We start from the raw sequence: 16,742 nt of genomic DNA on the forward strand, positions 1-16,742 counted from the left end.
CTGTGCCGGTCGTCCGGGCCGCGGCTCCCCGGTGCTCTGCCGGAGGCGCACGCGCGTGCGAGGTTACGGCCAGCGGGCGTGATTTGCCGGGGAAAAAGCAGGAGAGCGCCGCTGGGGGCTCCGGGGCTCGGTGGGCTCCCGCTCGCGCGGAGGTCGTGCTAGCGACCCCGTGTGGATCGTTTCGCCGCACACGACGCCGACCGCTCTCCGCCGCCCGAGCCTGGCCTCCCTTACGAGGAGCTGAACGAGCCGCAGGCGCGCGCGGCCAGCCACGCCGCGGGGCCGCTCCTCATCTTCGCCGGCGCGGGGAGCGGCAAGACCCGCGTCATCGTGTACCGGATCGCGAACCTCATCGTCACGCACCGTGTCCCGCCCTACCGGATCCTGGCGGTGACGTTCACGAACAAGGCGGCGACCGAGATGAAGCGCCGGCTGGAGGGGCTCATCGGGCCCGACATCGTGAAGGACCTCTGGGTGGGCACGTTCCACGCGGTGTGCGCGCGCCTGCTGCGCCGGCACCACGAGGCGGCCGGGCTCGACAAGAACTTCATCATTTACGACGACGACGATCAGCGGGCGGTCATGAACCGCGTGCTCAAGGAGCTCAACCTCGACGATCGGCGCTATCCGCCCCGCCAGGTGCTCTCGCGCATCCACGCGGAGAAGCAGGAGGGGCGGGGGCCCGCCGAGTTCGAGCGGAAGGGCTACTTCGACGACGCGATCGCGCGGTGCTTCGAGGCGTACGAGCGGCACCTCAAGGCGGCGAGCGCGGTGGACTTCGACGACCTGCTGCTCGCCGTGCTGCGCATCGCGGAGGACCCGACGAGCTACGCCGGCGAGGACCTCCGGGGGCGCTTCCGGCACGTGCTCGTGGACGAGTTCCAGGACGTGAACCAGGTGCAGTACCGGCTCGTCCGGGCGTTCTGCAAGAGCCACGACAACCTCTGCGTGGTCGGCGACGACGACCAGAGCATCTACCGCTGGCGCGGCGCGGACGTCCGGATCGTCCGCGGCTTCCGGCGCGATTTTCCGCACGCGACGGTGGTGAAGCTCGAGCAGAACTACCGCTCCATCGGGCACGTCGTGCGGGGCGCGCTCGGCGTGATCCGCCACGCGTCGGATCGCGAGCCGAAGGAGCTCTGGACGGCGAACCAGGACGGCGCGCCGATCGACGTGGTGGCGGCGGACAGCGAGCACGACGAGGCGGCGTGGGTGGTCGAGTGCGTCCGCGAGCTCATCGCGGAGGGCGTCTCGCCGAATGAGATCGCCGTGTTCTACCGGATCCACGCGCAGTCGCGCGTGCTCGAGGAGGTGCTGCGCGAGGCGCGCATCCCGTACCAGATCATCGGGGGCACGCGCTTCTTCGAGCGGGCGGAGGTGAAGAACCTGCTCTCGTACCTCCGCGTGATCGCGAACCCCAAGAGCGACGTGGATCTCAACCGCATCATCAACGTGCCCGCCCGCAAGATCGGCCAGAGCACGGTCGACAAGCTCATCCAGGCGGCGGACCTGCTGGGCGTGTCGCTGTTCGAGGCGATCGATCCGCTCCTGGAGGGGCGGGTGCCGCCGTCGGCGATGCCGGGGGGCCAGCTGCCGCCGCTCGCGTCGGCGGCGAAGCGCAGCCTGCTCGGCTTCCGCGATCTGATCCACGGGCTCATGACCGAGGCGAAGAGCGCGTCGCCGAGCGCGCTGGCGGAGGAGGTGCTCGCGCGGTCGGGCTACGCCAAGGCGCTCGAGCAGGAGGACAGCGTCGAGTCGGAGGCGCGGCTCCAGAACCTGCGCGAGCTCGTGCAGTCGCTCGTCGACTACGAGCAGGAGGCGACCGCCGCGGGCGACGAGGCGACGCTCGCGGGCTACCTCGAGCGGGTGAGCCTGGTGTCGGATGTCGACGCGCTCGCGGACGTGCCCAAGGTGGCGATGATGACGATCCACGCCGCGAAGGGGCTGGAGTTCCACGCGGTGTTCCTGACCGGCATGGAGGAGGACCTGTTCCCGTTCCGGAGCCAGGATCCGAACCGCAAGGGCGACATCGAGGAGGAGCGCCGGCTGGCCTACGTCGCGATCACGCGGGCGCGCGAGCGGCTCTGGATCACACACGCGGCGCGGCGGGCGATCTTCGGCCAGACGCGTTACGGCTTGCCGAGCCGCTTCCTCGCGGATCTGCCGCCGGCCTCGGTGCGCCCGATCGCGACCCCTGCCAGCATGATGGCGCAGCGCCGGGTCGAGGGCGGCTTCGGCGGGGGCGGCGGGTACGCGGCGCCCGGGCTCCGGTTCGGCGGCCAGGAGCGCTCGTGGGAGGGCCGCGAGCGGAGGCCCGGGGCGCAGGCTGACGAGCGGTTCGCAGGGGCGCGGTTCTCGCGGGAGGGCGAGCCGGCGAGGGGGGCCATGGCGCGCGGCATGGACGTCCCCGACCGGGCGCCGGGCGAGCGGTACGTCGAGCGGGAGGCGGTCGACCCGGGCGCCGAGGGCGGCGAGGGGCTCGCGTTGCGGCGCGGGATGCGGGTGTACCACGAGCGGTTCGGGCCGGGCGTGGTCGAGAGCGTGGATCCCGGGGCGGATCCGATCGCGACCGTGAAGTTCTCCGGGTGGGGGAAGAAGCGGATCAAGGTGGCGTTCCTGCGCGCCGGGCCGTGAGAGGGGCGGGGCGCTGGCAGCGCGTTGACCGGGGACGGCTCCGGCCGCGCGGGAAGCGCCGCCCGGCGGCCGGGCCCCTGAGAGGGGCCCTGGAGCGGCCCGGTGTCAGCGGCTGGACGCGGCCGCGGCGGTGGACGTGGCGAGGCGCCGAAAATGCTCGATGCCGAGGAGGTTGCACAGGGTCTCCAGGTGCTGCCGGCGCGCCCTGTGCTCGTCCAGCAGGCGGGCGACGGGCTCGTGCCCGAGCAGGTCCACGGCGATGCTGTCTCGCGAGAGGAGCACGTCGCGCGCGTGGTCGTGGAGCGGCCCCGCGAGCATGTCGGCGCGCATGGCGTCCGCCGAGCGGCGCTTCTTGCCCGAGCGGCCGCGCCACGCGCTCGCCGCTCGCCAGAGCTCGCCGGTGACATAGAGCAGATCGCGCGCGAGCAGGCGCGTGAGCCCGGGCCCCTGGAGCGGAAGCAGGGAGTTGTCGTTCACGAGGATGCCGCGCGCGGACGGCAAGAAGCGGCGCACGATGGCGTCGTGGAGGCCCGCGTGCGTGCCAATCGGGGAGGGCAGGCCGAACGCCAGCCGCACGACGGACGGGCTCGCGTACGGGGAGAAGGTCTTCCACCAGGCGAAGCGCGACGTGATCGCGCCCCAGCGGCCATACCGCTCGAAGAGGTAGAATTGATCGAGCACGTCGTGGAGGTCGGGCGAGCGCCGGAACATCGCCTCGACCACGGAGCGGGTGCGCTCGCGGACGGCGGCCAGAGGATCGGGGGAGCGAAAGCTCAGCGCCGTCGGGCGGCGCCACTTCCGGACGAAGAAGGCCGTGACGTCGTCCGCGTCGGCGCGGGCCACCCGCGTGTACTGGCCGGGGCGAGCATAGTAATAGCCACGGAAGATCTCGCCTCCGCCCCCTTCGAAGCCCAGGGGGCGGTCGTCCCAGCTCGGATACCTGTCAATCGCGCGCTTGGCGCTGGAGTCGCCGTTCATGTGAAACGCGATGAGATCCGCGTGACGGCTGAAATCGTCGTGGACGGGCAGATCCAGCTCGCGGTGCTCGTGGCGCACGCCCACGAGGGCGGCGATGCGCCTGGCCACGCGCACGTCGAGGCTGTCGGTCGCGCCGGTGGTCTTGGCGACGATGCGCTCCGCCGGCACGATCGACGCGACCAGCGCAAACGCCGCGCGGCTGTCGATGCCCGCGGTCAGATCGGCCCGGACCGTGTCGCTGCCCGCCGCGGCGAAGCGCGTGTTCTCGCGCATGGTGTCGACGATCCGGTCGATCCGCTCCCGGACGGCGGCCGCGTCGCGGGCGTCGATGCGGCGCTCGAACAGCCCGAGCGGCGCGGGGAGCCGCTCCAGGCGGCCGCCCCGCAGGCGCAGCCAGCGCGCCGGATCGCCCGGCTCGACGCGCGCGAGCAGCGGCCGCCCGCCGATGGACCAGTCCGCGGTGATGATCGAGCACGCCGAGGCGTGGTCGATCTCGACAGGGCACGCCCCGGTCGCCACGAGCGCGACGTCGTGCGGAGAGACGTAGAGGACCCCGTCCGCGTGCAGGGTGCGCAGCGCCCGGCGGCCGAGCAGATCCGAGATCACCGAGGCCGTGCGCTCGGCGCGGTCGACGACGATGGCGGAGAAATTGCCATCGAGCGCAGCCACCGCGTCCCCGCCGCCCGACGTCCAGGCGCGGAGGACGGCCCTCGCGGGCGCAGCCCTGGATTCGCCCTGCAGCTCGCCGAACAACAGCACGGCGTGCGTGTCGGTGACCACCTGATCGAGCAGGGCGTGCCGCGCCCCCGGCTCCGGCGTCTCCGGCGTGAGGAGCGCCCACCCGCCGCCCACCTCTGGCAGGACCTCCACCGTCATCCGGGGCTCCGGGCCCATGGAGGACATCCGCTCGCCGACGAGGCGCGCCGCGCGGCGAAGAAACGCGCCGGGATCGCGGTCGCTCGCGTCCGGCAGGTTGAAGGCGGCGATGAACGAAATCAAGGTATCCTCACCTGATCTGTGGTGCCCGCCCAGCAAAGCGGCTGATGGCGAGCGGCCGCGACGAGCGCTCCGCGCGCGAGGGGGGCCAGCGACGGGGACCGCTCATGCGCGCGCGAATCTAGCCGGAGCTCCGCCATGGCCGCAAGCGGCGGCCGGACTGCCGAGACGACGCCGCGCGGCCTCTCGTACGGAGCGCGCTGGCCGGGGAAGACGGCATCCCGGCTCCCACCCACCCCCGTACGAAGTCCCCAGGGCGGCGAGCAAACAACGCTCCTCGACCTAGATCCACACCTCGCCCAGCAGCGGCAGAACACCTAATCTCACGTCGCGCGACGCCCGGCCGAGGCGCTCTGCCAGGCGCTCTCCCTGCATCGCGGGGAGCGCGACGGCGGGGCGATCGAGGGGCAGAAAGAAATTGTCCCAGTGAGAGAAGAGCACCGCGCGCGGCGACAGGGCGCGCGCGACGCGCTCGGGGAAAGCGCTCGAGGCGGTCCAGCCGGCCACGCAGAGCAGGAGCAGGTCGGGCTCCCTGCAATCGAGGCCCGCCTCGACGAGCTCCGCGCTGCCCAGATGGACGATGCGCCGGTCCGCGACCCGGATCTCCACCGCAAAGACGGCGCCGCACCGGTAACGCTCGGCCCGGAGCGGGACCTGGTCGCAATCGGAGATGTCGCCGGGGAAGGGGACCCGGCCGAGCAGCAGGCGGGCGTGGGCGCTCGGGAAGAAGCGCAGCTGGAACGGGCCGACCTCGCCGACCACGGGCTCGCCGCCCGGCGCGCGCTCGACGTCGCGCACGCGCTCCGCGGGGACGCCGGCGGCGCGGCAGAGCGCCGCCGCGGAGCGCGAGCCGAAGACCGTGGCCCCGGTGCGGAGCGCGATCTCCGGGATGTCGAGCGCGTGATCGAAATGGGTGTGCCCCGCGATGACGGCGTCGGCGCGCGGCGCGTGGCGCGCGATGGCGGCCACGTCGGGGGCGAGCCGGCCGACCACGCAGCGGCGGAGCGAAGCGCGCGTGAGGTAGGGATCGATGAGCACCACCGCGCCGGCGTGCTCGATCGCGAACCCCGCCGTGCCCAGCCACCGCACCCGGACCTCGCCCGCCGGCGCGAGCGACCGCGGAGAGAACGTGTCGGCGATCATCGGCGCGGGCTCTTCCGGCCGGCAGATGGGGTGAGTCGTTGCGGCGTGCTCATCGAGATCGGATCGAGATCGAGCTGTACGCCAGTGTCCGTGTTTCCGGCGACCGAAGCTCGTCCGCTCGGTTACGATTGTCGGTCGTGGCAGACCGAACGCGCGCCGGCACGATCGCCGCCCTCGCCGCGCTGTACTTCGCACAGGGCATCCCGTTCGGCTTCCAGGCGACGGCGCTCCCCGTCTTCCTGCGGGCGAGCGGCGTCTCGCTCTCCGGCGTGGGCTTCGCCGGAGCGCTCGCGATCCCGTGGGCGGCGAAGGCGCTCTGGGCGCCGCTCGTCGACCGCTACGGCTGGGAGCGGCTCGGCAGGCGCCGCTCGTGGATCCTGCCGCTCGGGGTGCTGCTCTCGCTCACGTGCGCGGCCGCCGCGTTCGTCCCGCCGTCGCGCCACCTCGGCGCCCTGCTCGCGCTGGTCTTCCTGATGAACCTGCTCGCGGCCACCCAGGACATCGCGGTTGACGGGCTCGCGATCGACCTGCTCGGGCGCGGCGAGCTCGGCCTGGCGAATGCCGCGCAGGTGGTCGGCTACAAGGTCGGCATGCTCGTCGCTGGCGGGCTGCTCGTCTGGGCGAGCGCCTGGATCGGCTGGGGCGGTCAGTTCGGGGCGATGGCCGCGCTCGTCTTCCTCTCGGCGCTGGCCTCGCTCGCGCTGCGCGAGCCTCCCGTGAGCGAGGTCGAGGCGCACGCGCGCCGGTCGCTCCGCGAGGTGCTCGCGGCGGTCTTCGCCGCCCTGCGGGCGCCTGGGGCGCTCTGGGTCGTCGCCTTCCTCGGGACCTACAAGCTCGGCGAGGCGATGGTCGACATGATGTTCAAGCCGTTCCTCGTCGACGCCGGCTTCCCCCCGCACCGGATCGGCCTCTGGGTGGGCACGTACGGCCTCGTCGCGTCGATCGCCGGCTCGCTCGCGGGAGGCCTCCTGTCGCACCGGATCCCGCTGCTCTCCGCCGTCGCGGTGACCTCGGCGCTGCGCACCGTCGCGATGGCGGGCGAGTGGTACCTCGCCGCGGCGGGGGCGCCCACCGCGGAGGCCGTCGTCGCGGTCACCGTGGCCGAGCACCTCTTCGGCGGCGCCCTCACGACGGCGGTGTTCGCTTTCATGATGTCGCGTGTCCGGCGGTCGGTCGGAGCGACGCACTACACGCTGCTGGCCAGCGTGGAGGTGCTCGGCAAATCGCCCGCTGTGTGGCTCTCGGGCGCCGTCGCCCAGCGGCTCGGCTATGCAGGCCTGTTTGCCCTGGGGACCGTGATCTCGGTCGTCTTCCTCGGGCTGCTCTTGCCGCTGCGGGAGCGGAGAGCGGGCGAGGGGTGAGCGGGCCCGGCCGTCCCATTTTGCCCCAGTGACCAATTTTGCCCCAGTTCCGTGACGTGGCGAAATTGAATCGTGGAGGCAAGGCAGACGCCGGGACGCCGAGACGCCGAGACGCCGAGACGCCGAGACGCCGAGACGCAGGGGACAGAGGAGACAGAGGAGACATGAAGAATTTTTGCTCTCTCCTCTTCCCTCGGCGCCCGCGGTGCCCACCATGGCTCTTTTTGTCACGAGATCAGGGGACAGCCTTTTTCGTCGCGGCGCTGGCTGGTGCGAAAGACGATGATCCGCGCCCCCATTTCATGATATAACCAGACAGCGCTACGGCTGACTGCTGCAAGAATCGCTCGTGACCGCGCTCGCCCGACTTCGTCCATCGATCGCCCGGCCGGCGACGACCCTCATCCCCCAAGAGGGGTGAGATTCTCCTGGGGGCCAGGGAGCTCGAGGTCGGCCACGATCCGGGAGGCGAGCGCCTGGTAACGGCACGTCCCATTGTGCCGTCGTGCCGCACGCGCTGGTTGACGAATGACTCCTTCAGCGCTCCGCCTTCGGGCAAATGGAGCACCGTATCAGCATCGCCCGGTTTGGAAGAAGTATTTTCTAAGTCCACCGCATGCGGCAGCTCGCCGCACGCCGCGGCGCCGCTATGCCGGCGCCGCAACGAGGAGCTCTCCCATGAGAACCGCCTATCTGTCGATCTCTGCCTCTGCGCTCGCATTCGCCTTGATGATCTCCGGCTGCGTGGCGGCACCCGAGCCGCACGACGACAACGACGAGGCCATCGGCGAGGGCGCGGCGGCGCTCGTCTCCTGCTCGGTGCTCCCCTCCGGCAACATCGTCACGAACGGCAGCTTCGAATCGCCGGACGTGTGGCCCGGCACGTCGACGATCTACAACAACGGCTCGATCACCGGCTGGCAGGCTGCCTATGGTCAGATCCAGGTCTATGACCACTCGAACGGCCAGAACCCGGCGCACGGCGAGCAGCACGTCGAGCTGGACGCCTCGAACTCGAGCGGCATCTATCAGAACCTCACGACCGTCCCGGGAGCGATCTACCAGCTGCGGTTCGCCTTCGCCGCGCGCCCCAACACGAGCGCGAGCCAGAACGTGCTGGGCGTCGTCTGGGGCGGCCAGCAGGTGGCCACGCTGACGACCGCCAGCTCTTCATGGGTCTATTACACCTATACCCTCGTGGCCTCCGGCACGACGACGCGCCTCCAGTTCAACGATCTGGGCCCCTCGAACGGCGAGGGGACGCTCCTCGATAACGTCACCGTGGTCGCCGCCGATACGGATCAGGACGGGGTGTTCGACTCGTGCGACAACTGCCCGGCGCTGGCCAACCCCTCCCAGGCCGACGCCGACGCCGACGGCATCGGCGACGCCTGCGAGCCCCCCCCTCCCGCCGAGCCCGTGTGCGTGGTCGTGCAGCGCGGCACCTACGGGAGCGTGCAGGACGCGCATATCCAGCCCGGCGTCTCGTGGCCGTACGGCGATTACCCGTATGTCGTCATGAACACGTTCCCGGAGGGCGTGCAGCTGGGCGTGCTGGCCTTCGATCTGTCGTTCATCCCGGCGGGCTCCGACGTCGAATCCGCGACCCTCTCGCTGTCTCACACGTGGAAGGCGAGCGCCAGCACCATCGAGCTGCACCGCGTGAACGGCCCCTGGCAGGAGTCGACCGTGCACGCCGGCAACTTCCCCGGATACAACCCGGCCGTCGAGGCCTCGATCACCACCGTCGCCCAGGCGGGCGCCGTCGTGACCGCCAACGTGGCGGCCCTCGTCCAGTCCTGGGTGGATGGTTCCCCGAACCACGGCGTCGCGCTCCACGACGTGAACGGTCGGACCGATGTCCGATCGAGCGAGCAAACGAACATCGCCTCCCGGCCGAAGCTCGAGGTCTGCTACACGCCGGCCCAGTAGCGGGGGGCCGGCCGAGGTGCGGGGCACGCCGGGGCACGATCTCCCGGACGTCCCGGGCGATCTCGGGATGTCGCCACGTCACGCCTCCTTCGTCACCCAGGCCACGCTCGCTTGCCGAGAACCTGACGCCGCGCTCCGCCTTTGATAGCAAGCGGAGCCGCGGTGATCTCGCGCAGGAAGCTCGTCCTCGGTCTCGCCGGCGCCGCCGGAGCGGCCGCCCTCTCACGGGCGCTCGCCCCGGGCGCGCCGCGCCAGATCGCGGCGCGGCGCGCCCTCAAGCTCCCGATCGCGCCGAGCGGGTGGCCCTTTCCAGGGGCCCGCGTCGTCGCCCCCTCCGCCGTCTTTCCGCCGGATTTCGGGGTCCGTCGCATCTACCTCGACGCCGGACATGGCGCCCCCGGCAACACCGGCAACCTCTCCTGCTTCTGCGTCGACGAGCAGGACTTCACCCTCGCCGCGGCGCGCGCCCTCGCCGAGCGGCTCAACGCCACCGGGCGCTTCGAGGCGCGCGTGGGCAGGGCCGGCGACCATCCGTTGCCCTACGCGGAGCGCGTCGAGGACGCCGCCCGGTGGGGCGCCGACGCCTTCGTCAGCCTGCACTCGGACGTGCGCGGCAGGATCGAGACGTGGTCGCCCGGTCAGGGCCGCCAGTGCCCGCTCAGCCTCGCCGCGCCGGGGTTCGCCGTCCTGTGGTCGGACGAAGGCGATCCGGCCCTCTGCGCCCTCCGGCTCGCGCTCGCGCGCGGCTTCGCGAGGCGCATGGAAGAAGCAGGCCTGTTGCCCTACGACGGCGCCGCGTACAGCGGCCTGTACGAGCCGGACACCGCCCAGCCCGGCGTCTTCCTCGACCGGCGCCCCCCGGGACAGCGCATCTTCGTGCTGCGCCGCCCTTCCATGCCCTCCATCCTCGTCGAGACCCACCACGCGCTCGACGCCCGCGAGGCGACCCGCTGGACCGAGCCCGCCACGCTCGACGCCTTCGCCGCCGCCGCCGCCGCCGCGCTGGCCGATGCGCTCGGCGGCGCCGGCGCGCCGGCCAGCGCGCTCGGCGGCGACGGAGCGCCGGTCTCCCCGCCGCCCACCTGAGGCGCGTCAGGACGCCCGCGCGTGCGGCATCTCCTCGGGTGCCTCCAGGCGGATCGAGCGGAGCCGCAGGCAGAGCGCGAGCGCCTCGTCGAGCGTGTTCACCAGGTAGAACTCGAGCGAGCTCCTCACCTCGGCCGGCAGATCGTCGAGATCCGCCTCGTTGTCCGCCGGCAGCAGGATCTCGAAGATCCCCGCGCGGTGCGCCCCCAGCACCTTCTCCTTGATCCCCCCGATCGGCAGCACCGTCCCGCGAAGCGTGATCTCCCCCGTCATCGCGATGTCGCTCCTGACCGGCCGGCCCGACAGGGCGCTCACCAGCGCCACCGCCATCGTCACGCCCGCGCTCGGCCCGTCCTTCGGTACCGCCCCCGCCGGAACATGGATGTGAACGTCCCGCCGCTGCAGCCGATCGGACGGCACGCCGAGCTCCGCCGCGTGCGCGCGCGCATAACTCAGCGCCGCGCGGCCGCTCTCCTTCATGACGTCGCCCAGCTGCCCCGTGAGGACGAAATCGCCCTTGCCGGGCATCACGCTCGCCTCGACGTGCATGATGTCGCCACCCATCTGCGTGTAATACATGCCGGTCGCGACCCCCGGCTGATCGTACTGGAGCCTCCGCTCAAGGCGCATCCTCGCGCGGCCGAGCAATTCCTTCACGTCGTCGTCGGCGCCCACCACAGCCCGCTCGATCTCGCCGGCCGCGATCCGGCGCGCGGCCTTCCGCGCCAGCGCGCCGAGCGTCCGTTCCAGCTGCCGCACGCCCGCCTCGCGCGTGTATCCGCTGATGATCCCGCCGATCGCCGCGCCCGTCACGCGCAGCTGCTCCTCGCGCAGCCCGCACTCCTTCCGCTGCCGGGGGAGCAGGTACTTCCGGGCGATCTCGTGCTTCTCCTGCTCGGTGTACCCGGCGAACAGCGCGGGCTCCATCCGGTCGAACAGCGGAGGGGGGATCGTCTCGCGGAAGTTCGCGGTGCAGATGAACAGCACCTCGGACAGGTCGAACGGCAGTCCGAGGTAGTGGTCGACGAAGCCGTCGTTCTGCGCCGGATCCAGCACCTCGAGCAGCGCCGCGCCAGGATCGCCCTGGTAGGAGACGCCGAGCTTGTCGACCTCGTCGAGGACGATCACCGGGTTCTTCGAGCCGATCCGCTTGATCCCCTGGAGGATGCGCCCGGGCATCGCGCCCACGTACGTGCGCCGGTGGCCGCGGATGTCCGCCTCGTCGCGCGCACCGCCCAGCGAGACGCGGACGTACTTGCGCCCGAGCGCCCGCGCGATCGACTCCGCGATGGACGTCTTGCCGGTCCCGGGCGGACCGAGGAAGAGCAGGATCGGCCCGCGGGAGATCGCGCGGCTCCGCTCGCCCTCGCACCGGGCCTGCTCCAGGCGCAGCTTCCGGACGGCCAGGAACTCGAGCACCCGGTCCTTCACGTCGCCCAGGCCGTAGTGATCCTCGTCGAGGATCGCCCGCGCGCGATCGAGATCGACGTGGTCGTCGGTCCGCTGGCTCCAGGGCAGATCCGCCACCCACTCGAGCCACGTCATGAGGACCTGGGCCTCCGGCGACGTCTCCCGCCCCATGCGCCGCAAGCGCGCGAGATCGCGCCGGGCCTCCTGCAGGATCTCCGCCGGCAGGTTGGCCCGCTGCAGCTTGTGCTCAAGACGTGCGGCGGCGTTCTCGTCGTCTTCCTCGCCGAGCTCCTTCTGGATCGCGCGCAGCTGCTCGCGCAGGTAGATCTCCCGCTGCCGCTCGCCGAGCTCCTCCTCGACGGTCGTCCTGATCTTCTCCTGGGTCTCGACGATGCCGATCTGCCGGTAGAGGTGCAGCGCGAGGCTGCGCATCCGCTCTTCCGTCGAGAGGATCTCGAGCAGCGCCTGCTTCTCGGGGGTCGGGAGGTCCAGGTAGAAGGCGATGTGGTTCACGAGCTCGGCCGGGCCGTACATGCTGCCGACGAACTGCTTGAGCACGTCCTCGGGCGCGCCGCGGTGGCGGCCGTACTCGACGGCCCGCTCGCGCACCTCGCGGGAGAGCGCCTCCAGGGCGCCGTCCTCCTCTGGACGGAGCGGTAGATCGGCGAGCTCGATGACAGGCGCGCGGATCACGCCGTCGACCTCGGTGTAGCGGGGCGCGGCCGCCCGCCGCTCGCAGTAGAGCACGAGCTGAAGGCCCGACCCGAAGCGCTGCACCTGGGTGATGCGGGCGATCACGCCGATCGAGAAGAGGCCGCTCGCGGTGGGCTCCTCGGCGGCGTCGCGCTGGGCGACCGCGAAGATGCGCTTGTCTTCTCCCTCGACCCGGAGGGCGGCCTCCACCGCGCGGAGCGTCTTCAGCCGTCCGACCGTGATGGGCGTCGCTATCCCAGGGAAGAGGACGGTGTCGCGCAACGAGAGCACGGGCAACGATCGGCGCTCGGGCATGGCCGGCCTTTGTGCGAACCTCATGCCATGGAGGACCGTACCGAAAACTCCTTTCGGCGCGGAAGCATCGAGAATCGTGGTCAGCCGCGCGCGGAGCGGTGGTAGGGTCGGCCGGCGATGCCCGCGGACACCTTCACGTTTCAGGCGGACGATGGCCGAGAGCTCTTCGTGTACCGCTGGCTCCCGGACGGCGGGGCGCGCGGCGTCGTCCACGTCGCGCACGGCATGTCGGAGCACGCGGGCCGCTACGCGCGCCTCGCGCAGGCGCTCTGCGCCGACGGGTGGGCCGTCTACGCGAACGACCACCGGGGCCACGGCGCGACGGCGCGCGGGAGCGACGAGCTCGGCTTCTTCGCGAGCCAGGGCGGCTTCCAGCGGGTCGTCCGCGATCTCGAGCAGCTCATCGCGCGCGCGCGCGGCGAGCACCCCGGCCTGCCGATCGTCCTCTTCGGCCACAGCATGGGCGCCGCCCTCGCGCAGGAGGTCCTGATCGAGCACGGCGGCTCGATCGACGGCGCGGTGCTCTCCGGCGCCGCGGGCAAGGCGAACGCGCTCGTGGACGCGGGCCGGCTCGTGGCGCGCGCCGAGCGGCGGCGGCTGGGCGAGCGCGGCAAGAGCCAGCTCCTCCAGACGATGAGCTTCGACAGCTTCAACAAGCTGTTCGCGCCGACGCGCACGCCCTTCGACTGGCTCTCTCGCGATCGCGCCGAGGTCGACGTGTACATCGCCGATCCCCGCTGCGGCTTCCCGGCGACGACCTCGCTCTGGGTCGACCTGCTCGACGCGATGGCGGCGCTCGCGCGCCCCGAGCGGCTTTCGCGCATCCCGAAGGACCTGCCCCTCTACGTCTTCTCCGGCTCCCGCGACCCGGTCGGTGGGTTGCTCAAGGGCGTCACCCAGATGATCGAGGCGTACCGCGCCGCCGGTCTCCGCAGGGTGGCGCAGCGGTTCTACCCCGGCGGGCGCCACGAGATGCTGAACGAGATCAACCGCGAGGAGGTCGTGCGGGACCTGCTCGCGTGGCTCGCCGCCGAGGTGGCGGGCGAGGCGAGGGCGCCGGGGAGGCCCGCGCAATCGGGCGTCGGGCCGGGCGCAGGCGCCGCGCCCGGCTGACGGCGGGGGCCGGCATGGGCAGCAAGGGGCGGCCGTACCGCACGCTCACGATCGATGGCTTCGAGGTGCTCGTCGGCCGCGGCGACGAGGACAACGACGCGCTCACTTTCGAGATCGCCGAGCCGCACGATCTCTGGCTTCACGTGGCCGGCGGCACGCCGGGCAGCCACGTGATCGTGCGCAACCCCGAGCGCGTGGAGGTCCCGCGCGAGGTGGTCGAGCGCGCCGCGGCGGCGGCCGCGTGGTACTCGAAGGCGCGGAGCGCCGCCAAGGTGGAGGTCCACGTCTGCAGGGCCGCGGACGTGAGCAAGCCGCGCGGCGCGCCCGCCGGGCTCGTTCAGCTCGCGCGCTGGAAGAGCGTGCGCGTGCGGCCGGAGATCCCCGGACGCGATCCGGGGTGATCCTAGAGCGCCGGGGCGTGGTGCGAGGTCGACAGCGAGCCGCGCAGGGGCGAGCGACGGGCCGGTATGCCGTCGTGGGGGATCCGCTCAGCGCTCGTTCGCGATCACGCACGCTCCGGCCTGGCAGGAAGCGGTGAGGCCGGAACACGGCGCGACCAGACACGCCACCTCGTCTCCCGGGCACTTGGGCGCGGACGTGCCCGTGGGGACGGCATTGCAGTTGCAGCCTCCACAGTAATTGTCGACGAGGCTGCAGTCGGCGTCGGTCACGCACGGGCGCTTCGGGGCGGGCACGCACGCGGCCCTCCCCTTCCGTTCTTCGCAGACAAACCCGTCCATACAGCGGACGACAGCGCAGGTGAGGCGGCCGCTCGCGGGCCCCGCGAGCTCATCCGCCTGCTCGGAGAGGGTCTCCCCCTCGGCGCCATCGAGATCGCCCACGGGCGGGGCGCCGCACGCGGAGAGGAGCGTCGTGAGCGCCGCGGTCGTCGCGAGCAGCGCGCAAAGGTGCATCTTCATCGAGCGCAGGTTCGTGTCGTGAAACATGATGTCTTCTCCCATCATTCTGGTGAGGGGCGAGCCGCCGCTTTCACCCGGGGGGGCCGGGCGCCTCGCCGTCGTCGATAGCGGAGTATGCGCGACGCGCGCCACATCTGACATCACGTGTCTTTTTCTTCTTCGCGGCGTTTCACCATGGCGGCAATCTGGCAGCGGCAGCTGCTCGCCAGGCGCTCGCGAAACAGCTAGACTGTCGCTGTGCAGCTTCGCATCGAAGGGGATCGATTGACGCTCACCCTGGAGGGCGCCGAGCGGCTCTGGGCCGTGAGGCTCCGGCCCATCGTGGTGCCCCGCGAGCACGTGGCGCGGGCGGAGGCGGCGCTGCCGCCCTCCACATGGAAGGAGATCCGCGCGCCCGGGACGGCCCTGCCGGGGGTGATCAAAGCGGGGACCTACTTCACCGCGCACGGCAAGGAGTTCTGGTACTGGGTGCGGACCCGGAAGGAGCACCCGCTGACCATCGAGCTCGAGGGGGAGTGGTATCGGCGGCTCGTCCTCACCATCGACGACGCTGCCGGCTGGGCGGAGCGGATCAACGCCTGGGCCAGCGGTTGAGCCCTCCGGGCTAGAGGGCTGAGGCGGCGCGCCGCCCGCGCGCGGCGGCAGGGCGACGGCGAGCGGCCCCCTGGTCGCGAAGGCCGATCTCGGGCTCCCAGGATCCGGCGCGGATCGCGGTCCGGGAGCGTCCGTGCGATTTGTGACGGCTGGCGGGGGCGCAGCGCAACCCGAGGGAGACGAGCTCCTTTCCATCACCCGCAGAGGACCCATGACCCACGCGTATCGACTTGCTTTCTTCTCGATTCTCGGCTGGCTGGTCGCTTGCAGCTCGACGGATCCCGATGTCACGTCGGGCGCAGGCGCGGCCTCCGGGGGAGCCACAGGAGGCAGCGGCGGAGGCGCAACCACGGGCGACGCCGCGACGGGCGGCGCCGGTACCGGCACCGGCGACGCCGCGACGGGCGGTGCCGGTGCGGGCGACGCCGGCGCGGGCGGTGCCGGTACGGGGGGAGTCGGGGGCTCCGGCGGGACCGGCGGATCAGCGACGCCGGTGGACGCCGCGGCCATGGTCCCCGACATGGGTATCGGGGCCAACATCGGCAACACGCTGGAGAACACCACCGAGTGGGAGACGGGCTGGGGCCAGCCGCTGATCACCCGGACGTTCATCAACGGCATGGCCAGCCACGGCATCAAGACGGTGCGTGTGCCCGTGGCCTGGGACACCTACGCCGCCAACGGCACGATCGACGCCACCAAGATGGCCCGAGTCAAGGAGGTGGTGGGCTGGATCGAGGCCGCCGGAATGTACTCGATCGTGAACATCCACTGGGACGGGGGCTGGATCTACAACGAGGACAACGCCGATAAGTACAAGCTCACCGACGACGTCAAGACCAGGTTCGCGTCCTACTGGACCCAGATCGCCACGGCCTTCAGCGACGTCGGTCACAAGCTGATCCTCGAGGGGATGAACGAGGAGGGGAACTACTGGGTCAACGGCGTTCACGACGGCGGGACGCCGGACTACGCCGCTCTGAACGAGATGAACCAGCTCTTCGTCACCACCGTGCGCGAGCAGGGCGGCTACAACGCGAGCCGCGCCCTGCTCATCGCCGGCTTCGTGACGGACATCGACAGGACGTGCGTGAGCGATTTCAAGGTGCCGGCCGATCCGGCCGGCACGAAGAGCCTCTTCCTCTCGATCCATTACTATACGCCCTACACCTTCTGCGGCCTCGACACGGTGGAGAGCTGGGGCTCTCCCAAGACGACGTGGGGCACGGAGCCCGAGAAGGCGGAGCTGAAGAGCAAGTTCGACACGCTCGGCGCGTTCAGCGCGCAGCGGAGCCTCCCGATCATCCTCGGCGAGTTCGGCGTCACGCTGGGCACGAACTACCCCCGTGAGCCGGCGTCGCGGACGCTGTGGATGCGGTCGGTGGTGGAGGCCGCGACGTCGCGCGGCATCGTTCCCGTGCTGTGGGACACGGGGACGGACATCAAGCGCACGGACGGCTCGTTCTCGACGGAGTGGCAGGCCGTCGTGAGCGCCGTCAACCGGTAGTCGGCGCCGCTGGCGCTCCGGCGCAGGGGGCGCGGCAGGCGGAGCACCGAGGAGGAGCTC

12 protein-coding genes are annotated in these 16,742 nt (G+C 71.7%); 8 read left to right on the top strand and 4 right to left on the bottom strand.

Annotated features, from left to right (window positions below):
• Nucleotides 1-171 precede the first annotated feature (171 nt).
• Nucleotides 172-2,634, top strand: a complete 2,463-nt coding sequence (locus tag WMF34_RS04750; protein WP_012233525.1) for an ATP-dependent helicase — start codon at nucleotides 172-174, stop codon at nucleotides 2,632-2,634.
• 105 nt (nucleotides 2,635-2,739) lie between these two features.
• Here WMF34_RS04750 and WMF34_RS04755 read toward each other — a convergent pair whose 3' ends face one another.
• Nucleotides 2,740-4,611: a hypothetical protein gene (locus WMF34_RS04755; RefSeq protein WP_437992538.1), complete on the bottom strand. Its 1,872-nt coding sequence runs from the start codon at nucleotides 4,609-4,611 to the stop codon at nucleotides 2,740-2,742.
• 279 nt (nucleotides 4,612-4,890) lie between these two features.
• Nucleotides 4,891-5,751, bottom strand: a complete 861-nt coding sequence (locus tag WMF34_RS04760) for an MBL fold metallo-hydrolase (RefSeq protein ID WP_437992539.1) — start codon at nucleotides 5,749-5,751, stop codon at nucleotides 4,891-4,893.
• Between the two features lie 137 nt (nucleotides 5,752-5,888).
• Between WMF34_RS04760 and WMF34_RS04765 the strand changes: the two genes are divergently transcribed.
• The 3 genes from WMF34_RS04765 (at nucleotide 5,889) to WMF34_RS04775 (ending at nucleotide 10,130) form a co-directional block, all read left to right on the top strand.
• Complete coding sequence (locus WMF34_RS04765; RefSeq protein ID WP_012233528.1) at nucleotides 5,889-7,112, top strand: MFS transporter; 1,224 nt, start codon at nucleotides 5,889-5,891, stop codon at nucleotides 7,110-7,112.
• Nucleotides 7,113-7,790: 678 nt separating this feature from the next.
• The gene (locus WMF34_RS04770; RefSeq protein WP_437992540.1) at nucleotides 7,791-9,044 is read left to right on the top strand and encodes a DNRLRE domain-containing protein; all 1,254 of its coding nucleotides are present in this window, start codon (nucleotides 7,791-7,793) and stop codon (nucleotides 9,042-9,044) included.
• A 162-nt stretch (nucleotides 9,045-9,206) separates the two neighbouring features.
• Nucleotides 9,207-10,130, top strand: coding sequence for an N-acetylmuramoyl-L-alanine amidase family protein (locus WMF34_RS04775; protein WP_437992541.1), 924 nt, complete (start codon nucleotides 9,207-9,209; stop codon nucleotides 10,128-10,130).
• A gap of 6 nt (nucleotides 10,131-10,136) precedes the next feature.
• On the opposite strand, the gene lon is transcribed toward WMF34_RS04775, so the two are convergent.
• Nucleotides 10,137-12,548, bottom strand: coding sequence for an endopeptidase La (gene lon, locus WMF34_RS04780; RefSeq protein ID WP_437992542.1), 2,412 nt, complete (start codon nucleotides 12,546-12,548; stop codon nucleotides 10,137-10,139).
• 117 nt (nucleotides 12,549-12,665) lie between these two features.
• Here lon and WMF34_RS04785 point away from each other — a divergent pair, with 117 nt between their 5' ends.
• Together WMF34_RS04785 and WMF34_RS04790 are read left to right on the top strand one after the other, a co-directional pair.
• Nucleotides 12,666-13,661, top strand: coding sequence for a lysophospholipase (locus tag WMF34_RS04785; protein WP_437992543.1), 996 nt, complete (start codon nucleotides 12,666-12,668; stop codon nucleotides 13,659-13,661).
• A 14-nt stretch (nucleotides 13,662-13,675) separates the two neighbouring features.
• The gene (locus WMF34_RS04790; RefSeq protein ID WP_437297964.1) at nucleotides 13,676-14,062 is read left to right on the top strand and encodes an NFACT RNA binding domain-containing protein; all 387 of its coding nucleotides are present in this window, start codon (nucleotides 13,676-13,678) and stop codon (nucleotides 14,060-14,062) included.
• An 87-nt stretch (nucleotides 14,063-14,149) separates the two neighbouring features.
• Here WMF34_RS04790 and WMF34_RS04795 read toward each other — a convergent pair whose 3' ends face one another.
• Nucleotides 14,150-14,608, bottom strand: a complete 459-nt coding sequence (locus tag WMF34_RS04795; protein ID WP_231864688.1) for a hypothetical protein — start codon at nucleotides 14,606-14,608, stop codon at nucleotides 14,150-14,152.
• A 210-nt stretch (nucleotides 14,609-14,818) separates the two neighbouring features.
• Between WMF34_RS04795 and WMF34_RS04800 the strand changes: the two genes are divergently transcribed.
• Both WMF34_RS04800 and WMF34_RS04805 read left to right on the top strand, forming a co-directional pair.
• Complete coding sequence (locus WMF34_RS04800; RefSeq protein WP_012233535.1) at nucleotides 14,819-15,175, top strand: hypothetical protein; 357 nt, start codon at nucleotides 14,819-14,821, stop codon at nucleotides 15,173-15,175.
• A 211-nt stretch (nucleotides 15,176-15,386) separates the two neighbouring features.
• Complete coding sequence (locus WMF34_RS04805) at nucleotides 15,387-16,682, top strand: glycoside hydrolase family 5 protein (protein WP_437992544.1); 1,296 nt, start codon at nucleotides 15,387-15,389, stop codon at nucleotides 16,680-16,682.
• Nucleotides 16,683-16,742 lie beyond the last annotated feature (60 nt).

Source organism: Sorangium sp. So ce145 (genome assembly GCF_051525985.1).
Classification (GTDB): Bacteria; Myxococcota_A; Polyangia; order Polyangiales; family Polyangiaceae; genus Sorangium; species Sorangium cellulosum_B.

Bases quoted from the DNA above. Each gene is read 5' to 3' on its own strand.
- WMF34_RS04760 (WP_437992539.1), bottom strand. From the start codon at position 5,751: ATGATCGCCGACACGTTCTCTCCGCGGTCGCTCGCGCCGGCGGGCGAG.
- WMF34_RS04770 (WP_437992540.1), top strand. From the start codon at position 7,791: ATGAGAACCGCCTATCTGTCGATCTCTGCCTCTGCGCTCGCATTCGCC.
- lon (WP_437992542.1), bottom strand. From the start codon at position 12,548: ATGCCCGAGCGCCGATCGTTGCCCGTGCTCTCGTTGCGCGACACCGTC.
- WMF34_RS04785 (WP_437992543.1), top strand. From the start codon at position 12,666: ATGCCCGCGGACACCTTCACGTTTCAGGCGGACGATGGCCGAGAGCTC.
- WMF34_RS04790 (WP_437297964.1), top strand. From the start codon at position 13,676: ATGGGCAGCAAGGGGCGGCCGTACCGCACGCTCACGATCGATGGCTTC.
- WMF34_RS04795 (WP_231864688.1), bottom strand. From the start codon at position 14,608: ATGTTTCACGACACGAACCTGCGCTCGATGAAGATGCACCTTTGCGCG.
- WMF34_RS04805 (WP_437992544.1), top strand. From the start codon at position 15,387: ATGACCCACGCGTATCGACTTGCTTTCTTCTCGATTCTCGGCTGGCTG.